A 19,919-nucleotide genomic window follows, 5' to 3' on the forward strand; every position below is an offset into this window, starting at 1 on the left:
TCAAGGGTTTCAAGCTTTTTTCGTTTTATTAGCAATTGTGTTACAATCTCCGTGATTTAAAAACTTGCACAAAACTTGCACCTTTAGTCAACTAAAGGGTTCTAACTCTGTTTTAACAAGGCATTTTCAAATTTCTCTGCCGCTTGCTCTTGTAAATCGTCACTGACATGTGAGTGTAAATTATCACTTTATTTCGGAACAAAAGAGCCATTTTTTTGCACATTCCTTCAGAAAGCCCTCTCCCCTTTTCTGAAAGAATGTGCTAAATTTTTTGTGAATTATTTCGGAAGAGAAAATCCATCGGTTCATAGGAGGGGGAGGAGGACGTGATTCAATTTCATGACTTTGGCATTGACGTCCAAACGTATGCAGAGCGTGGAAAAGAAAACGACTTCCCTCTTCTGAAAAAGTGTCCGCATTGCCGGGCCAAGCGCCCGTTGCACCGCCACGGTTACTATGAGCGAAACGCATTGACCCCACATGGTGATTATCGCATTTGGATTGTCCGGTATCGCTGTCGGGAATGCTTGAAGACGGTGAGTGTGCTGCCTTCCTTTCTCCTCCCGTATTTTCAGTATACGTTGTCCGCCATATGGCAAGTCGTGAAAGAGCAGTTGGGATTGACCGAGGGGACGAACCGGGCTCCGTTTCTCCCGACAAAGGACGGCATCATCTTTTATGTCCGGCGGTTCTGCCGAAACCTATCAAGCCTTCACAGCTTTTTTGCGAGGCGGTGGAGGATCATAGGCCCTATCGTGAAAAAAGAAAAGGAACGGGCTTCCTGGTGGATCCGGACGTTGGAGAAACACGGTCTCTATTCGGTCATCAGAGACATGTGGGAGGACGGATTCCGACACCCTTTTGCGAATCAAATGGGATCCTGATTTTACATACATATCCTAAATTGGAAATAGTTGAGGTTCCCACAAACCTTTCCTATCGACGGAGAAAAAGCGATCCGGTACGATAAGGGCAGACGGACCGGAACGGTCCTGATTCCAAGTGAGACAAGGAGGAGATTCGAATGGATGAGTCGATGAGACACGACATTGCCCTGTTTCGGTACGGGCTAATCGCTCCGTTGGTGAATGGGCAGGTGGAACCGAAGACGTATCTGAAAGAGGTGAGCGAGCGAGTGCACCATGTTCCCCACCAGGGCGACAAACGAATCGCAGCCAAGACGATCCTCGATTGGTGCACCCGATACAAAAAAGGGGGCTTTGACGCCTTAAAGCCGAAGCGCCGTTCGGACCGCGGCCACTCAAGGCGTCTGTCGCCCGATGATGAGGATCATATTTTAGCCCTAAGAAAAGAACATCCCACCATGCCCGTGACGGTGTTCTACGAACACCTGATCGAGCAGGGGGAAATCCCAGAAAATCATACCTCTTACTTTACTATATACCGATTGTTGAAAAAACACAACCTTGTCGGGAAAGAAATCTTGCCCATGCCGGAGCGAAAGCGCTTTGCGTATGACCAGATCAATGAGCTTTGGCAAGGGGACTTATCCCATGGACCAACGATTCGAGTCAATGGGAAAGCCCAGAAAACGTTTTTGATCGCCTATATCGATGACTGCTCGCGGTTTGTGCCGTACGCGCAGTTTTTCCCTTCGGAGAAGTTTGACGGGCTGCGGATCGTCACGAAGGAAGCGGTGCTTCGTTGCGGGAAGCCGAAGCGCATTTACTCGGACAACGGGAAAATTTATCGATCCGAGGTGCTGCAGTATGCGTGCGCCGAGATGGGAATTACGCTCATCCACACCCAGCCGTATGACCCGCAAAGCAAAGGGAAAATCGAACGGTTCTTCCGCACCGTACAGACGCGGTTTTATCCGCTGCTGGAGTTGGATCCCCCGAAGTCGCTCGAAGAGCTGAACGAGCGCTTTTGGAGGTGGCTTGAAGAGGAGTATCATCGAAAACCGCACGCCTCGCTGGACGGAAAAACGCCGCATGAGGTGTTTCAATCGCAAGTGCATCTCGTGTCGTTCATCGAAGATAGCGATTGGCTGGATGCGATTTTTCTGAAGCGGGAGCACCGCAAGGTCAAAGCCGATGGAACGATCACCTTGAACAAGCAGCTGTATGAAGTGCCGCCCCGGTTCATTGGGCAATCGATTGAACTCCGCTATGACGAACGGGGCGTCTATGTGTACGAAGATGGAAGGAAGGTGGCGGAGGCCGTTCGGGTTCGTTTGGAGGACAACGCCTATGTAAAACGCCATCGGTCCCCGTTTGCGGCGATTCCGGCGAAGGAGGGAGAACACGGTGTATAAATCGTTTTACTCCCTTTCGCGGGAGCCGTTTGCGAAAGAAACAGACCCGTCCGAGGCGTATCAAGGGGCGCCGTTTCAGGAAGCGTTGCGGGCGCTGGAGTACGTGAAACGAACCCGGGGGATCGGGCTGTTAATCGGAGAGCCAGGGGCGGGCAAGACGTTCGCCCTTCGGGCGCTGAAAGAGTCATTGAATCCATCATTGTATCATGTCGTCTACTTTCCGTTATCCACCGGAGGCGTGATGGATTTTTACCGTGGTTTGGCCTTGGGATTAGGAGAGGAACCGAAGTACCGCAAGGTAGACCTCTTCCGCCAAATCCAGCAGGCGATCGAGCGATTGTATCATGAACGGCGGATCACGCCGGTGTTCATTTTGGACGAGATGCATTTAGCGAAGGATGCATTTTTACAGGACATCGCGATCTTGTTCAACTTTGAGATGGATTCGACCAACCCATTTGTCTTGATTTTGGCCGGGCTGCCCCATTTACAGGGGAAGCTGCGGCTCAATCAGCACCGCCCTCTCGACCAGCGGATCATCATGCGATACCGGATGGGGCCGCTGGAGAAGGAAGAGGTGGCGGGCTACATCGAACATCGGATGAAACAGGCCGGGGCGAAGCATCCGATCTTCACCCCATCGGCGTTAGAGTCGATTGCCCTGCAGTCGCGGGGATGGCCTCGGGTGATCAACACGTTGGCCACGACGTGCCTGTTATACGGGTACCAGCTGAAAAAGGACGCCATTGACGAAGAAATGGTGCGCATGGCCGCAGAGGAAATGGGGTATTAGCACGAAAGGGGCCGAATCGGCCTCTTTTGTGCTTTCTCTTTTCCATCGATCCATCAGGCGCGCTGGAAATCTTCATCTGAAAGAGCGTGCAAACGTTCCGAAAGAATGTGCAAAATCCGGAACAATCCGCAAAAATTTTGCACATTATTTCCGAATCCGCCTGAAATAATTTGAAAAAGGGATTCTGAAATAATGTGCTAGTTTACAATGTGAGTATAAATCTAAAGTTATACCGACGCGAGAATGTCCCAGCCGCTCGCTAACCACTTTTGGATTTTCGCCTTGCTGCATTAAGATGGTTGCATGTGTATGCCGCAAATCATGGAAGCTTATACGTGGTACATTTGCTTCTTCGATCAAGCGATAAAATTGTCGTAACAAGTTTCGTGGATCGAGAGGTTTTCCGTCGTCAGTGCAGACAATTAAATTGTTATCTTGGTATTGAGTACCCAATTTCTCCTTCTGAAATTCTTGTTTTTGTTTATGTTTCTTTAATACATTTACAACATGTTGAGAAATTGAAATTTGTCTTTTCGATTTTTTTGTTTTAGGCTCTTTAAAAATTAGTCCTTTGCCTGAGACAAAGCATAAGCTACGCTTGATGCGGATTTTCTTATTCTCAAAATCCACGTCATCCCATTTTAGTCCTAAAACTTCTCCACGTCGCATTCCTGTAAAAATCGCAAGAAGGTAAGGGATCTCCATAGAGCTATTTTTAATCAGATTCAGAAATCGATTTACCTCATCCACTGTCCATGTAATTTTTTCTTCACTTTTCACTTTGGGTGGTTTAGCATTTTTTACAGGGTTCACTTTAACCAATGACCATTTTACCGCTTGATCAAATGCTTGATTGAGCAAATTATGCATTTGTCGGATATATGCACCTGAATACCCGTTGTCTAACTTGTCTACATAGAAACTGTCAATATCAAATGTTGTAATTTCATTAATTTTTTTATGTTGGAAATATTTCATAATATGATTTCTGATTACATATTCTCTGCTTTTTGCGGTAGTTATTTCTACTGTTCTTTTGTAAGAGGTGTTAAACCACCGCTCCATGAACATTGAAAAATCTTCTGTACTTTCTTTAAAATAACTTCCATCATCGACTTGGTTTTTAATTTTAAGAAGTTCTTTCTTCGCTTCAGTCTTTGTACGAAATGGTCCGAAACTTGCTTGCTTTCTCTTACCAGTAACGGGATCTTTCCCTACATCGATACGAAAATAAAATCCTTTTTTCTTTTCCTTAATTAACTTGTCAAAGTTCATCATTACACCCCATTCCTAGTTTGAAACTGGAATAGTGTGTAGTATGTGGTTAAGTAAATACTATCAAAATAATACTTTTTAGGAAAGCGTTAAATTTATAAAAGATGGACATCAACTAGTATGAAAAAGTATACATTCCGGTCTTGTAACGGGATATATCTATACATCCGTATAACTAATATTACAAGTGTGGATTTAACTTATTAAAAAAGGGGTATTCGGATTATCTGGTGGAATACAATTTAGGTTTAGTATCTTCTAGTGTTTTGTTACACTATTTCTTCGAACTGTGCAACAAGTTATTCCAATATTATGGATAGTCCTATGATAAAATAAAGTTACATTCTTAGGACGGTGATATTTATGAAAGAATTTTTATCTAGTTTTTTACTTATTACCAGTTGGCTTATATTTGCAATTAGTGGATACCTATTTATTTGGACAATCTTCTTCGTTTATGCCATTGTACCAGCCTTTTTAAGTTTAGCTGTTGGCTTATTCTGCTTTTATTGCTCAAAGAAGCTGGACAGTAACATCAAAAAGAATTCTTAAAATCCCCCTATGTCGCAGTATGTGTCTACTGTGTAACGTAATTATTTTTATATAATTCCGAAATTAACGTTTTCACCCCTTAATCTGAAGAACCAAAAAAGTAGAGAAAGTGGGGTAAAATGTTTGGTACCGTCAAGAATTTTGTGTAATGTAGTGGGGTAGGGTTTCTCTGAAATGGATTTGAATTGATAGGGGACTGATTTTCTCCACACAGGAGACTGAATATTCAGTCTCCTGTGTGGAAAGGGAGAATCCCCCTATTTTGTTTATTTACAGTATTTGGTTAATGATAACGTTCTTCAAACATTCGTTGAAGGGCTTCATGCGCTTCGGCAAATCCTCGCAACTTTCGCCCTGCCCATTTCTCATTAAAATCTTGAATGGTCAAATACACGATTTTTTCAGCGGCTTCTAAACTATTCAAACTGTTCATCGGTTTTAGGCGTTTCCGAATCTCCTTGATCGTTCGTTCGATGGCATTGGTCGTGTAAATCACACTTCGAATACTGCTTGGATCATCCATAAATGTAAGGAGGACATCCAACTCATTGGCCCAAGATTGAACTTCTCTTGGATATTTGCTGGACCATTTCGACTCAAACTGTTGAAACATTTGTAACGCCATCTCCTTATTCGGCGCGCGATAAATCAGCTTGAGATCCTCGGCCACTTCGAATTGGTCTTTTTTCCGAACACGATGGAGCGTGTTGCGGACTTTGTGAACGACACAACGCTGCACATCGGCTTTCGGATAAACCGCCTTAAAGGCTTCCTCCAACCCCGGTAGTCCATCGAATACGCCCAGAAGCACTTCCTTTACGCCCCTGTTGTATAGTTGTTGAAGAATCTCCTGCCATACATAGGCGCTTTCCTGTCCCCCCACAAAGAAATCAAGAATTTCGCGATATCCTTCTTCATTCACCCCTAACACCACATAAATGGCTTCTTTCTCCACGGTTTCGCGACGAAGTTTTACGTATAAACCATCCAAATATAAGACAGAATAACGCTTGTGCAGTGGACGAGTGTGCCATTTCTCGATGTCTTCCTTCACTACATCGGTAATACGACTGATCGTTGCAGGAGAATAGGCATTGCCTAAAATTCGTTCAATAAACTTGCCAATTTCACGTGTGCTCATGCCACTTTGATACATCCTGATGATGGCTTCCTCAAGCCAGCCCGTGTGGCGTTGGTAAGGGGCAAACAGCTGCGTTTGAAATTCTCCGTTTCGGTCTCTAGGGACCAAAAGACCTTCAATCCGACCGTATTGCGTATCTAGATTTCTCTGATAGTAGCCGTTTCTCATATTCGACGTTCCAGCCTGTTCAATTTCGAGGAAATTTTTAATTTCTTCCCGCATGATCAGTTCTAATTTTTCCTTTACAAACTGACGAATAACACTTTCCAGTTGATTTGCCCAGTCTACATTCGGTATACTTTTAGACATAGGTAGGGTTCTCCTTTCTCTGGAATGTTTTGGTCCAAATCAGAGAATACCCTACCTTTTTTCTTTTGGTCTAGCAAAATGCTTTACACAAAATTTTATACATCATCACTACCGGTCAAGTCCAAATTATTGTGTAAATTCCCCTTTGATAGACAACATGGACCTGATGACTTGACGTATGGTAGGTAAGACCGGCAAGTCTCCCTGCCGGTCGCCTTCCCGGACAAATGATCATGTTGTCAAGGAACAGGCATGTCAAGGAGCTTTCGCGGCATATCCTCACTTCGCTCCGGTATTCCACGTTCTCCTTGACACGGCGTAGAGGTTATCCCACTCTCTTGATCGCCGGAGCCTCCTGATTCACCGATCGGACTCCTTGCTCTTTCGTTTTCCGCCACTTCCAATATTCAGCCATATCCAAGTATTTGCGCCCTGACATCCATTTTTCATCGATTTCGATCAACACGGCACCAACGAGGCGATACACCGATTCCCGGTTCGGAAAGATGCGGATGACCCGTTCTCTGCGACGAATTTCTTCGTTCAGCCGTTCCACTCCGTTGGTCGTGCGCAGACGCCGACGATAACGGTCCGGATAGTCCAATACGGCGGTGGCGTCTTCGAATCCCTCTTCGAGGATTTGCATGGCTTTTGGGGCTTTTTCTTCCCATTTGGCCAGCACTTGTTCCAATAACAGCCGGGCCGTTTGCTTATTTGGAGCATGAAGAATCCCACGAATCTCCTCGAGCAAGGCATCCTGCATATACTTTGGTGCGGCATCGAGGATATTACGAATAAAATGTGTCTGGCATCGTTGCCATGTAGCGCCTTGGAAATGCTTTTCAATGGCTTGCACCAGCCCACCGTGCTGATCCGAGATGATCAAGTCCACTCCCCGGAGTCCCCGGTCTTTCAGCCATCCGAAGAACTCGCTCCAGCTGGACTCCGATTCACTGTTTCCGATTTGCAGGCCAAGAATTTCTCGATATCCTTCCTCATTCACTCCTGTAGCGATCAACACGGCTCTGGAGCGTACTCGTCCATCCTCCCGGACTTTCGTATAAATAGCATCTACTAGCACAAACGGATACACGTGTTCATGAAGGGAACGGTAATTCCAGTCTTGGATAATCGGATCCAGTCCCTTGCACGGTGAGGAGACCGTGGACTTGGAAAACGAAGTGCCGCATAATTCCTCCGTGATTTGAGTGATTTTTCGGGTAGACACCCCGTTTACCACCATTTCCATTAGTGCCAGTACCAGTGCTTGTTCGCTCCGTTGATACCGTTGGAACAGTTCCGTAGAGAACTCCCCATCTCTTGTCCGTGGAACGCGCAAGGTCAACCGTCCCACCCGGGTCGTCAGCTGGCGTGGATACGAACCGTTTCGATAGCCTTTTCGTTCTTCCGTTCGTTCATAACGGCGAGCTCCCAGCTGTTCTTCTACTTGTGCCTCGAGGATTTGATTGAGGACTTGTTCCAATAGCTTAGCTAATCCCTCATCTCTGGTGAATAACCCGTGCAAAAGTTCATCATTTAGGGTAATATGATATTGAGCCATGGTTGCATACCTCCTTATGTTTGGTGTTTTTGGTCCACTGTTTATTCTACCAAAGGGGAAGCAACATGGCTCTTTTTCTATTTCCCTTTTTACACAATTATATGGACTTAACTCTAACACCACATAAATGGCTTCTTTCTCCACGGTTTCGCGACGAAGTTTTACGTATAAACCATCCAAATATAAGACAGAATAACGCTTGTGCAGTGGACGAGTGTGCCATTTCTCGATGTCTTCCTTCACTACATCGGTAATACGGCTGATCGTTGCAGGAGAATAGGCATTGCCTAAAATTCGTTCAATAAACGTGCCAATTTCACGTGTGCTCATGCCACTTTGATACATCCTGATGATGGCTTCCTCAAGCCAGCCCGTGTGGCGTTGGTAAGGGGCAAACAGCTGCGTTTGAAATTCTCCGTTTCGGTCTCTAGGGACCAAAAGACCTTCAATCCGACCGTATTGCGTATCTAGATTTCTCTGATAGTAGCCGTTTCTCATATTCGACGTTCCAGCCTGTTCAATTTCGAGGAAATTTTTAATTTCTTCCCGCATGATCAGTTCTAATTTTTCCTTTACAAACTGACGAATGACGCTTTCCAGTTGATTTGTCCAGTCGACATTCGGTATACTTTTGGACATAGGTAGGGTTCTCCTTTCTCTGGAATGTGTTGGTCCAAATCAGAGAATACCCTACCTTTTTTCTTTTGTTCTAGCAAAATGCTTTACACAAAATTTTATACATCATCGCGGGAGGCGTAGCGAGGTCTTTCGATCGAGCGTAAAAAAGAAAAGGTATAGTGAAGAATCTTTATTTTAATCCTATATTTTCTGTGTAATCAATTATTTTAAGATCTTTATCCACTTTTTCTAGTTCTTCTTTTGTGTTTGGGTAACGTTTATAGTTATTATCTATATCTCTCTTATATAAGGATTCAATTTGTTTTCCTGAAACATCATATATGAGCTCAATAAATTTTCCGTCTTTAAAAACAATAATACCTGTGTCTTCTCTTTTTAAAATTTGGGTATCAGAAAATATTTTCTCTTTTTGTAAGTATTTATTTTCTAAAGTAATCACTTGATTAATTGCTGAATCATACTTTTTCTTGTTTTTTTCCTCGTTACATCCTGTTAATAAGATTGTAATTATTAAAAGAACTACAAAAGGTATTAACTTCAATTTCATTTGATTTTCCCCTCTTTCTGAAAAAGTATACTTATTAGTATGTTATCTTATTGTACATAATTTAAAGAATTTTTTAAACTATAATTTCATTTATCTGGTAAACATGTATAATATAGGTTCATCACCAAAAGATGTACTTGATTTTTACGTTAAAATGTGATAGAGGTCTCTAGACGGACACGCAAAGTAAAACGCTGGATATTTCGATACCCATATCCTCGCCTTTTGATCAATTTTATTTTGTTGTTGATTCCTTCCATTGGACCATTTGAGTAAGAAAAAACGATGCAAGAAAGCACTGCGTCTCTTCGGGTGATGAGTGCCTTGGCAATACTGCGTACGGCGGCACAGTCGCTAAAAAGGTACCGGTCAAACCATTGGGTCAAACGAGTTTCGGCTTGCTTTCTTGTTTGGCTTTTGGATACGTAACGGAAATGTTGAAGTGCTTGATAGACATCACGTAAATAAGCACTTTCTTGGCACCATTGTCGAACTTCCTGTCTCTCTTCTTCTGTTAATTTTTCTGGACGTTGGCTTAACAATCGGCACACGCGGCGAACGCTTCCATGTTTGGTTCCGCCTTTGGCAAGGTATTTGCGACAACGTTCCAGTGCATCGGTGAATAACTGAATCACATGGAAGTGGTCAAGAACATGGATGGCTTTTGGACATACCTTTTCAATGGCTTTTCTCATGGCAGGAGCCAAGTCGCTGACAACATACTTCACTTTGGAGGCGACGGGTTGAAGCGCCTCCACAATGGCTTCTTCATTTTTTCCAGAAGCAATGGAAAGGACATTCCGAGTCTGTGTGTCCATCACCGCTACTCCGTAATCATGTCCCTTTCGGAAAGCGAATTCATCCACACATACTACTGTAGGATTCGATGTTGGTAAAAGAGCCGGGGCATATTGATAAAACCAGCGTTCTACTGTCGTATAGGCGAGTTGTAACAAGCGAGCGACTTCTTGAATCGTTTTTCCGATGCATAACTGGGCGACCCAATGTTGAAACGATTCCGTCGCGATACTGTGAGACGGAAGTCCCGGATAAGAAACGGTGAACGTCAGAAAACAGGCTTGGCAACGCCGTCTTTCTATGGGAAGTTCAATCCAAAATAAACCGACCGTATTTGTATAGCCATGAATCCATTGTTTTCGTTTCGATGATATTTTGGTTGTCCGTCCGAAGCAAGTCGGGCAGATCGGACAATGAGGAGGGAGGGAAAGTTCAAAAATCCATCGTTCTCCCTCTTTTCGTTCTCCATGAATAAGAAAGCCTGGTAAAGTGATCAAATCTTTGATAAACTGAGATTGCATGCGAAATTTCCTCCATGGTTGATGGTTTGGTCACCTTTACCATACAGGAAATTTCGCATTTTTTGTACCCTTGATCAGAAAACAACCTGATTGTCAAGTACATTTTGTGGTGAAGAGCCATAATATAATTATATTAGTAAAAAGGAGCATTCCTGTTAGAAGTTTTTTCGGGGACTTGAATAAAAAAAGCCCTCTTGGTATGATTCGGGGGTGTCAATCGCACGAATTGACCCCTAATTTGGATACCAAGGAGGACTATACATGAATTCTATCTCAAACAAGAAGATTAATCAAGTCACCGATCAAACGCTGGTTGTTGGGATGGATATCGCAAAGAAAAAACATTATGCCTGCTTTGTGGATGAGCGAGGGAGGGTGTTAAAAAAGCCGTTTCCCGTTCTGCAATCGAGAGAAGGATTGGAATGGTTGTACCAGTGTATCGTAGAAGCCATGAAGGAATTTGGAAAAACCGAGGTGATCGTTGGCATCGAGCCAACGGGACATTATTGGCTGAATCTCGCCTATTTTCTTGATGAGAAAGGCATCCCTCTCGTCATGACAAACCCGATGCACGTGAAGCGATCGAAAGAGCTGGACGATAACCTTCCAACCAAGCATGATGCGAAAGATGCGCTCGTCATTGCCCGGTTAGTGAAAGACGGCCGATTCAGCTATCCGCGTATTCTGAAAGGGATGGAGGCGGAGCTGCGCGTTGGAGCGACATTTCGCTCCAAATTGGTGGAAGAACAGGGAGCAGTTCGAAATCAGATGATTCGCTGGCTCGATCGATATTTTCCAGAGTTTTCCCAAGTCTTCCCGTCATTTGGGAAAATGGCGCTCGCGGTGCTGGAATATACGCCATTTCCGAGTGATCTGGCAGGAAAAGAACTGGAAGAGGTGCTGGCCCTTTACCGGCAAAGTGAGGGATTACAATCGCCACAAAAACCGAAAGCGAAGAAGTTGATGGAATTGGCCCAACACTCCATTGGCGTAACGGAAGGACAACAGATGGCCCGTATCGAAATTGCCACGCTTGTCCGCCGGTACCGCCAACTGGAAGAAGAAATCGAGGCACTGACAGAGCAGCTGATCGAACTCGTACAGACATCGGTCGAGTACGAATGGTTGAAGACCGTTCCGGGCTTAGGCGATGCGACCATCGTAGAACTGTTATCAGAGATCGGGAGTTTCTCCCATTATCAGGATCCGCGGCAGCTTATCAAATTAGCGGGCCTGACGCTGCGGGAACATTCCTCCGGCCAACACAAAGGGCAAAAACGGATCTCGAAGCGTGGAAGAAGGCGGTTGCGCGCCCTCCTCTTCCGCGTGATGATGCCGATGATCCGCCACAACGAAGCGTTTCGGCAGCTGCACGAATATTACACGACACGTCCTGATAATCCGTTGCGGAAGAAGCAATCGATTGTGGTGTTATGCGGAAAATTATTGAAGGTATTGCACGCTGTATGTACGAAGCACCAAGCGTTCGATGCGAAGCGAATGATGCAGGACATCTTTGGCCTCGAAACGGCTGCTTGATGCCTATAGTCTCGATTCTCTAGACAACAAGGATGACACGGAGAAGCTGGCGCGATATCATCCATTCGACCTTGAGTCCCTAAAGGAGCTTAGCCGGCCTCTGCCTGATGACTAGACCGAACGAAGGAATGTAGGCACAAGGATGCCAAGAGACATGGGAGGGTTCGTCATCATCAGCGATGCAGAGATCCACGGTGCATCCCATACGCTTCCTCCACTACAACCAAATTTAACCAGTAGTGGCCGCGAAGCGTACCCAGTCAATGTAAGATATACACATATTTAAGAAATAATGTTAGAATCTTTGTCGAAAAATATTTTTTTGACACCCCTGAGACGGCTACAACCGTTGATATATCAACATTTATAGAGGGAGGAGGAATATTAATGGAAATTAGTAAAAAAGTATTAGTATTTTTGCTGGTTGGAGTGTTTTCTTTCACAATCCTACCTATCTCTAGTAATGCTTATGTACTTACTCATTAGCCCCCTAATGAATTTGGACACTCGATAAGGTGTTTTTTATAATCGAAGTGACCAAATGAAGGGGGCTTTTGATATTACATGAAACGAAGAAAACATTCGAAGGAATTTAAGCTACAAGTGGTGAAAGAAGCATTAGAAGTCGGAAATAAAGCATTGGTAGCTAGAAGATACGAGCTTAGCCCGAATCTTGTGCAAAGATGGGTGAAGGCATATGAAGAAGGAAAACTAGGACAAGAAATGGTTTCCTCTCCCTCTTCAGCTGAAATCAAACGGCTGGAGGAAGAAAACGAGCAGCTCAAGAAGCTATTAGGGGAAAAAGATTTAGAAATCGCGATTTTGCGTGATTTGATAAAAAAGAAGAACCCTCACTTACTGAAAAATTGGAAGTAGCTGAGCAGTGGATCAAGAAAAGATATCCGATTACAAAAGTATTGGAGATTCTAGAAATCAATCGCTCAACCTACTATTATCAGCAGAACGGAAAAGTCGAGAAGAAAACAGTAGGTGGGGGACGTCCAACACCCGGCTACTCTCTAACGGCAACTGGCGAAAAAGTGTCAGACGAACAAATCCAAGAATGGCTCTCTGAGCTTGTGATGGGAGAAGGATTTGCCTACGGATATCGAAAGCTGACCATTCAGTTAAGAAGAGACCATCAGCTTGTGATCAGTAAGAAAAAAGTATATCGATTGTGTAAAGCGATGGACTTACTACGTCCGCAGCGAGAGAAACGGATTCCATATCCGAAGAAACTCGCTCGAAATCGCATTATTACAGGCTCGAATCAGTTATGGGAAATGGATGTGAAATATGGATATATCGAAGGAGAAGAACGCTTTTTCTTTGTTTTGTCGCTCATCGATGTGTATGACCGTTCGGTAATTGATTACCATATTGGGTTGAGTTGTTCAGGAAGCGATGCCGTAAAGACGCTTCAAAGAGCGTTATTCAAGCGTCAGCAATTTGAACAGGCAAATAAACCTGTGATTCGGACAGACAACGGCCCGCAATTTATTTCTCATGCCTTTGAAGCTGCCTGTGAGCGATTTGGAATCGAACATGAACGGATTCCACCACGGACGCCGAATATGAATGCGCATATGGAAGCGTTTCATCGTTTACTGGAGGAGGAATGTCTAGGAAGAATGGCGTTTGACAGCTATGAAGAAGCTTATCAAGCCGTGATGGAGTACATGAAATTTTATAACGAGCGAAGGATTCATTCGAGTATTCTTGATCTTCCACCGCATGAATTTCACAAAAAAGCGCAAACGGAATCGTTAATCATCAAAGAAGTTCGCGTATAAGGCAAGAGGATTTTGTCTTCTTGCCAAGAAAAAACGAGAAATTTTGAGAATAACCTAAAATAAGATAGGATGTGTCCAAATTTAGGGGGTCAATCCGCAATTAAATTTGAATAAATAATCGATAATTGGAACTTAATTATTATTCTTTATATTGCTGGTCAGTTAAGTTGCGAAATCTAAGCTGTAGTGTGATGCGATGTGGATATAGCTTGAAAACCGAGTGTTTTTAAGCTTTATCATGGTACATTGTGTTAAACTTAAGTTAGGCTTTACCTAGAGGTGTGGAATTTAAGGAATCCAGATAAGAGGCAACATCCTATATTTAGATCAAATATGGGAGGTACTATAAAAAAGAGATAGCCTATATTGGCTATCTCCGAAAAGCACTATGTAACTCTTGTTTTCCTTGCCATATCATTTTCCAGTAATTCTCGATTCGTTTAAATGTGTCATCAGAATGCTGTGTAACAAAATCTCTTGCCAATTGGTAATCCACATCCTTTGGTGAAATACCTTTCGTTACAAATTCGAGCAGCTGTTCTTTAACTTTTAATAGAACAGAGGATAAATCCTCTTCATTTTTAATTTCCTTAAACATTTCTTGATAATTTTTTATCACCGATTCTATTTCTTCGTGTGTATAAATGGTTTTTCCAAGTTTATTCGTCATTGATAAATGACGTGCTTGTTGGTATGTCAGCGGAGCATTTAGCGGATTGATTTTGGCTCGTGCTGCATAGAATCTTTCCTCTACGGATTGATAATCCATCACTTTTTTCGTATTGTGGCGAACATAATCTTGAATCAGTTGATCAAATCCAGCTTTTACGTCGCCACTTAAAAACGTATCACTGAAGTGTTGAAGCGCAGCTGTCGAAGAAGCAAGGTCAAGATGTGCTTCATAAGAGTTAAGCTGTTGCTTCTTTATTCCAAAAAGGTTAATCCCTGCATATTTCGCTAAACTATCCATTCCATCCGTAATGTGTTGTAAGATGGATTCCACTTTCTTCAATTCTTCATCGCTTAGCGAATCAAAGTATTTGGACTCATGTAAATATTGACTGAAAACGAGCCATTGATCCTGTGGCCGATAAGAAAAAATATCGGTAGGGTCTGCGTTTTGTAGGTTAATATCTTTTGAAAAAAACTCTTCTACCGTCATGCTCATCAGACCTTGAACCTGTTTGATTTCATCCGAAAGGGTGATTTTATAAGCCTCTCCATTTCTGATGACTTCTACTTGCTTTCCAGCTAATGGATTTTTGATTTCATGTATGGATGGCATTCTGGCATCATTTCGGGCGACCATCGCTCCGATATATCCAAGATCAATTTTCATGGGGTCATCCCCTCCTAATCTAAATAATCAACGGTTAGAATCATAATGTATGATTCTTTTTATTTACTTTTGCTTGAATAAACGATAGTCTTTTAGGTCCGTGAATGTACTATATATGTTTTATTTTCACGAGTGTTGATTATCCAAAATTAGACATACGCCTTCCATAAATTTGGGCATACTCAAACAAAGCAGCGGCCATCCCGGATTTCCAATCGAGAGGAAGCTGCCCAGAGAAAAAACGGCGAACGAACGAAATGAAGGAAAGAGAGACGTTCGTCTGTTTTTTGGTTTGATCATACAGCCATCGCAGCAACACATACGCGATGAACGCCGCAAACAGTTGGTTGTATACCGCATTTTCCGTCGTGCCAAACAAGGTCGGGACATTCAGATATTGCTTCACCCAACGGAAAAAGACCTCAACAGTCCAACGTTGTTGGTACATGTCGGCAATGGTTTCCGCAGACGCATGGAAGAGGTTCGTCACGACCCGAATGTCGCGGCCATTCGCATCTCGAAAGATCACCACCCGGTGACGCTTGGTGGAGCGGCATTGTTTCGTCCCCAACTGGCACGTGAAGTCGGCTTGAACCGATGAGGATGTGCTGGAAAGGCGTTTCAAGCTTTTTTTCTGATGAAGTTCGATGTTGTCCTTCATCCGAATGACAAAGAGCTGATGCTGCTCCACAAATCGATCGAGGCGTTCGATTTTGAAATACGCCCGGTCTTCCACCAGCACTTGTTGAGCGTTCGTCAACTGTTCTCCCACCGGGCCATCATGACGCAGTCCGATGGTTTCCACCACGTCTGCCGGCAACGAGGATTCCGGCGAATACGCGACGTGCAGCTTCACTCCGGCGCGTTCGCCGTGATACGGCGCCCATGGCAGGCGGTTTTTCCCGACCGTGACGGTCGTCGAATCCACCACCCGAAGCGGTTTGGGAAACCGAAGCGAGCGGCGGGTTTGGCGGTTGCACTTGGAAATGATCAACGCCAACAAGCGTTTCATGATGTCATAGGGAACTTCTTTCGCTTTCTTGGATACAGTTGAATAATGGAATCGCGGCAATCCATACAGAGGCCCCACATCGGCTCCGTGGCGAAAGCTTTTCCATTGATGCATGGCGGCCAGCAGGAAGAAGTGAATCAACTCGCGCAACGTAAAGGTTCGAGACGAATCACGATACCCAACCGCTTCGGCAATCAGTTGAATCTCTTCATCCGAAACAAGTTTTTGCATCAAATTCGGGAGTGTGGTATGCTTGTTCATAGAGAGCACCTCCTGGGTTTGTTTGTGTCGCTACTCACATTCTACAGGAAAGGTGCTCTTTTTTCTATACCCTTTGGATTTTATTGGATAATCAACACGCCTGTTTTATTTTATTTTTTTCATCATTTTTGATATTTTCGGAGTAAATAGTCAGGATTAATGAAAAGATGGCAGCTAAGATAATAATAATAGAAGTTATATCAACACCATTATTAATGACCTGATAAACACCATATCCCATTAATAGAATAGGACTAAAGTAATTAAGAAATTTAGTTTTCATTGATATTATTCCTTCCTATTAATTTCTTCAAAAAATATTTGTTTCCATTTTAGGATGAAGAAATCAAAAATTTCCTCTAAATCGAACAGGCGGAAACATCGAATATGAGAAATGACTATTATCAACGAAATCTAGATACGCAATATGACCGGATTGAAGGTCTTTTTTGGTCCCAAGAAATCGAAATGGGGAATTTTAAACGCAGTTGTTTGCTCCTTGCCAACGTCACACCGGCTGGCTGGAGAAAGCGATCATCAAGATGTATCAAAGTGGCATGAGTACACGTGAGATTGAATTCCAAATAATGCAAAATTCCACAAAAATGTTATAGAAATTGCTCATCTAGGTGGCTTAGTTGTAGAACACTTGGTTATTGAAAAAAACAATAAAAATTACTAAATGAACGCCCTTTTCCAGTTTTTCTTGATTATAATCCGTAAGCTTTATATCCTAAAATTTGATTTAAGTTTCGATTAATCGTTGTACAACAGGTGATTTTTGATGCCCATTTGGATCTAGTATTCCTAATTTACCAGCTCTTTTCAATGCTTGAATAAGGAGTTCACTGTTTCCGTTGCTGCGAAGTTGACGTTCTTCTTCCGCTGACATGTGTATCACATTATCTGGATTAATGGGTTCCGTTGCATTTTCCATCATATTTCTGAAACCTTTACCATCTAAAATAACAACATTATTTTTTTCTTCTAATACATGTCCTTTATATCCATAAAGAGATCGAAGCATCCAAAGTTGACGATTAGAATTAAAATTTGCCATCTGTTCTTGGTTTAATCCACTCAACATTATTCTCGCTTCCTTTCTATTTTATTATATCGACTTCATTATGCAAATTTTTATAATTTTAACTAAAAAATTCAATATTTTCGTTCAGCCGTTCCATCCCATTGGTTGTGCGCAAACGACAGCAGTAACGGTCTGGATAGTCTAAAACCGCCGTGGCGTCTTCAAACCCTTCTTCGAGGATTTGATTCAGAACTTGTTCGAGCAGCTTAGTCAATCCTTGATCTTTCAGCAATAATCCGTGCAAAAGTTCATCATTTACAGGAATATGATATTGGGCCATCGTTGCATACCTCCTTATGTTTGGGGTTCACTGTTTATTTGACCAAAGAGGAAGCAACGTGGCTCTTTTGTTTATTCCCTTTTTACACAATTATACGGACTTAACTTAGGAACCCACATACTACACACCGAAGAAAAATTTGCACAAAACTTGCACAAAATCTGCACAAGAGGCACTTTAACACAATTAATTTATTTAATTTTTACCCGAGTTCGACAGTCACTAGGCAAACAAAATGCCTCTCGCCCCTTGATACAAAAGGGATCGGAGGCATTTGGGCACACTTCGGGCGTGTATCTAGGTGCGAGGGTGGATGCCTAGAATCTTTGGAGGAGGTTCCAGCCCTAGAGCCGCAAGGAATAGCGCTTGTTTGGCCGTCAGTTCGGTTCGTTGATAAAGGTCGCCGTTTTTTGAAGAAAAATGTCCAAGCATGAGACGCTCGCATTCGTCTCTTACTTTCGGCCACGATTCATGAGTTCGGATCTCCACGATCCGAACCAGCAAGAGAGCCAGCCAACTGAGCAGCACATGCGCCCGGATACGGTCTTCCAAGCGATGATACATGGGGCGCAGCTCGAGTGTTGATTTCAACGTCCGAAAGGCCTGCTCGATATCCACCAGTTGCTTATACCCGAGCGCGACATCCTCGGCAGACAAGGTGTCATCGGAGGTTCGGATGAGATATTTGCCATCGTACGTTTCCGCTTCACGAACCGCTTGCTTGTCGATGCGAAGCGTTCCATCCTTCAATTGACGCAAGTATTTTCCGTAGGACGGATGGGAACGCAGCCGGCAGGTGGCCTTATGATGAGCTTCATTGGGGAGTTGGCGAAGCCCCTCCAACTCCTCTTTCAGCGATTCGAGCAGCGTTTCCCGTTCCTTGCGTTGGCGTTCGGCTTCGCTGGGATTGTACACGAGAACATAGCGCTGACGCGCTTCTCCGTCGCCCACGATGATTTCTTTGATATGCAAGTTCTCGCGAACTTGTTGGTAGCGCCCGCGACGGTTTAGGGCCTCTTCGACGGCGGCTTTGCCGGACCGCATTTTTTCGCCGACAATGTAGTGTCCCCCGGCCTGTTGCAAGATTCGCAAATTCTCTTCAGACGAAAATCCGCGGTCCATCACGCTGATCACACGCCCAAGCTTCCAGCCAATCAAGTCTTGTTTCACCTGTTTGATGACCGTCATATCCATCGTATTGCCAGGCCATACCCAAGCGCGAATGGGGACTCCTTCCCGGGTAACGGCCAGTCCAATGACGATTTGGACCAAATCGGGACGCTTATCTTTGGAAAACCCCTGCTTTCGAAGCGATTCTCCTTCTGGTGTTTCGGATGGATCCACTTCGAAGTACGACGAAGTCGTATCAAAGTAAATCAAATCGACTTCCAGGTTCAATAAATCGGCCACGGCATGGAACACTTGGCGTTCCAATTCCGGCTGCACAGCCAGCAGCTCATCCATCGCCCGGTACAACTGGTGGCTGGCGACTTGGGGAAGATGAGGGATATGCACGTCTTTCTCCACCCACTCCTCCATCGCCAACTTGCTTGACGGATGAAGGGCACGATTCGCCACCATGGCAAAAATCAGCCGTTCCAACGGAATCTGATGATGTCGGGAGGCAAACAAGGAGTGGAGAATCTCTCCCAATCCCAGTTGTCTCCAGAGCTGATCCAAAAGCCAAGCGCCACCAAGGCGTTTGCTTGATTGAAACTGAAAGTCATCCGACACTTCTCCTGTCAACGTCTCGATTTCCCAAGCCTGCTCAGGAGAAAGGAATCGCGAAATGCTTTTGGCCAGACGCTCCAAGACAGCGCGATCCACCTCGTCTTCGCGCCCAAACGAATAAATCACCTTCGCTTTCGCATATTTGGCCTTCGGATCCCATTCGTTGTGAGCAAGCTGGAGATACGCCACGGTCGTTCCATCTTTGTTTTTGCGTGTTACTCGCCGTATGTACATGCCTATATTATAACCGATATTCAGCTGTTTTAAAAGTTAAAATAAACAAGTCGTGTGCCTATGAAATTCAGTGTTTTTTTCTAGGATCCGCATCGCGAAATCTTTGATATAACAGCATTTTGGCCATTTTCATTTGCCTAAAATGGCCTCAAAACTGTCGAACTCGGGTTTTATTAACTCTCTTAAACAAAAAACCTTGGAATATCGCGTATTTTCAAGACATATTTAA

The 19,919-nt window shown here is 43.9% G+C and carries 15 protein-coding genes and 2 pseudogenes; 6 read left to right on the forward strand and 11 right to left on the reverse strand.

What is annotated here, in order from left to right; genetic code table 11:
* Positions 1-326 precede the first annotated feature (326 nt).
* From NSQ22_RS04605 to NSQ22_RS04615, 3 genes are all read left to right on the forward strand, one after another.
* A complete protein-coding gene (locus tag NSQ22_RS04605) occupies positions 327-884 on the forward strand; it encodes a DUF6431 domain-containing protein (protein WP_042412494.1) in 558 nt (185 codons plus the stop codon).
* A 140-nt stretch (positions 885-1,024) separates the two neighbouring features.
* Positions 1,025-2,278 (forward strand): IS481 family transposase, encoded by a 1,254-nt coding sequence (locus NSQ22_RS04610; RefSeq protein ID WP_021292743.1) that lies wholly within the window; start codon positions 1,025-1,027, stop codon positions 2,276-2,278.
* Positions 2,271-3,071, forward strand: a complete 801-nt coding sequence (locus tag NSQ22_RS04615; RefSeq protein WP_087959892.1) for an AAA family ATPase — start codon at positions 2,271-2,273, stop codon at positions 3,069-3,071. Before NSQ22_RS04610 ends, NSQ22_RS04615 begins: the two co-directional genes overlap by 8 nt.
* A gap of 144 nt (positions 3,072-3,215) precedes the next feature.
* On the opposite strand, the gene NSQ22_RS04620 is transcribed toward NSQ22_RS04615, so the two are convergent.
* From NSQ22_RS04620 to NSQ22_RS04645, 6 genes and pseudogenes are all read right to left on the reverse strand, one after another.
* Complete coding sequence (locus NSQ22_RS04620; RefSeq protein WP_339264238.1) at positions 3,216-4,346, reverse strand: tyrosine-type recombinase/integrase; 1,131 nt, start codon at positions 4,344-4,346, stop codon at positions 3,216-3,218.
* Between the two features lie 835 nt (positions 4,347-5,181).
* On the reverse strand, positions 5,182-6,348 hold the full coding sequence (locus NSQ22_RS04625) for an IS256 family transposase (RefSeq protein ID WP_099233518.1): 1,167 nt from the start codon (positions 6,346-6,348) through the stop codon (positions 5,182-5,184).
* 325 nt (positions 6,349-6,673) lie between these two features.
* Entirely contained in the window at positions 6,674-7,909 is a 1,236-nt protein-coding gene (locus tag NSQ22_RS04630) for an IS256 family transposase (protein ID WP_339264603.1), read from the reverse strand.
* A 114-nt stretch (positions 7,910-8,023) separates the two neighbouring features.
* Positions 8,024-8,548 (reverse strand): annotated as a pseudogene (locus tag NSQ22_RS04635) (transposase); the annotation flags it as partial.
* A gap of 169 nt (positions 8,549-8,717) precedes the next feature.
* Positions 8,718-9,095 (reverse strand): hypothetical protein, encoded by a 378-nt coding sequence (locus NSQ22_RS04640; RefSeq protein ID WP_025950780.1) that lies wholly within the window; start codon positions 9,093-9,095, stop codon positions 8,718-8,720.
* A gap of 149 nt (positions 9,096-9,244) precedes the next feature.
* The gene (locus tag NSQ22_RS04645; protein ID WP_021292746.1) at positions 9,245-10,414 is read right to left on the reverse strand and encodes an ISL3 family transposase; all 1,170 of its coding nucleotides are present in this window, start codon (positions 10,412-10,414) and stop codon (positions 9,245-9,247) included.
* A 261-nt stretch (positions 10,415-10,675) separates the two neighbouring features.
* Here NSQ22_RS04645 and NSQ22_RS04650 point away from each other — a divergent pair, with 261 nt between their 5' ends.
* Together NSQ22_RS04650 and NSQ22_RS04655 are read left to right on the forward strand one after the other, a co-directional pair.
* The gene (locus NSQ22_RS04650; protein WP_311089061.1) at positions 10,676-11,953 is read left to right on the forward strand and encodes an IS110 family transposase; all 1,278 of its coding nucleotides are present in this window, start codon (positions 10,676-10,678) and stop codon (positions 11,951-11,953) included.
* A gap of 564 nt (positions 11,954-12,517) precedes the next feature.
* Positions 12,518-13,746, forward strand: a protein-coding gene (locus NSQ22_RS04655) for an IS3 family transposase (RefSeq protein ID WP_339264240.1) whose coding sequence is annotated in 2 segments (ribosomal slippage) — positions 12,518-12,806 and positions 12,806-13,746 — 1,230 coding nt in all. Because the reading frame shifts where the segments join, the coding sequence is not laid out codon by codon here.
* A 370-nt stretch (positions 13,747-14,116) separates the two neighbouring features.
* On the opposite strand, the gene NSQ22_RS04660 is transcribed toward NSQ22_RS04655, so the two are convergent.
* Together NSQ22_RS04660 and NSQ22_RS04665 are read right to left on the reverse strand one after the other, a co-directional pair.
* Positions 14,117-15,085, reverse strand: a complete 969-nt coding sequence (locus NSQ22_RS04660) for a hypothetical protein (RefSeq protein ID WP_087959896.1) — start codon at positions 15,083-15,085, stop codon at positions 14,117-14,119.
* 139 nt (positions 15,086-15,224) lie between these two features.
* The gene (locus NSQ22_RS04665; protein ID WP_015374614.1) at positions 15,225-16,358 is read right to left on the reverse strand and encodes an IS4-like element IS5377 family transposase; all 1,134 of its coding nucleotides are present in this window, start codon (positions 16,356-16,358) and stop codon (positions 15,225-15,227) included.
* Between the two features lie 339 nt (positions 16,359-16,697).
* Here NSQ22_RS04665 and NSQ22_RS04670 point away from each other — a divergent pair.
* A pseudogene (locus NSQ22_RS04670) lies at positions 16,698-16,933 on the forward strand (transposase); the annotation flags it as partial.
* 170 nt (positions 16,934-17,103) lie between these two features.
* On the opposite strand, the gene NSQ22_RS04675 reads toward NSQ22_RS04670, so the two are convergent.
* The 3 genes from NSQ22_RS04675 to NSQ22_RS04685 form a co-directional block, all read right to left on the reverse strand.
* Complete coding sequence (locus NSQ22_RS04675) at positions 17,104-17,445, reverse strand: hypothetical protein (protein ID WP_087959898.1); 342 nt, start codon at positions 17,443-17,445, stop codon at positions 17,104-17,106.
* Between the two features lie 58 nt (positions 17,446-17,503).
* The gene (locus tag NSQ22_RS04680) at positions 17,504-17,725 is read right to left on the reverse strand and encodes a transposase (RefSeq protein WP_087959899.1); all 222 of its coding nucleotides are present in this window, start codon (positions 17,723-17,725) and stop codon (positions 17,504-17,506) included.
* A gap of 297 nt (positions 17,726-18,022) precedes the next feature.
* Positions 18,023-19,690, reverse strand: a complete 1,668-nt coding sequence (locus NSQ22_RS04685; protein ID WP_172437878.1) for an IS1634 family transposase — start codon at positions 19,688-19,690, stop codon at positions 18,023-18,025.
* Positions 19,691-19,919: the final 229 nt, after the last annotated feature.

The organism is Geobacillus sp. FSL K6-3411 (assembly GCF_037965715.1).
Lineage (GTDB): Bacteria > Bacillota > Bacilli > Bacillales > Anoxybacillaceae > Geobacillus > Geobacillus thermodenitrificans.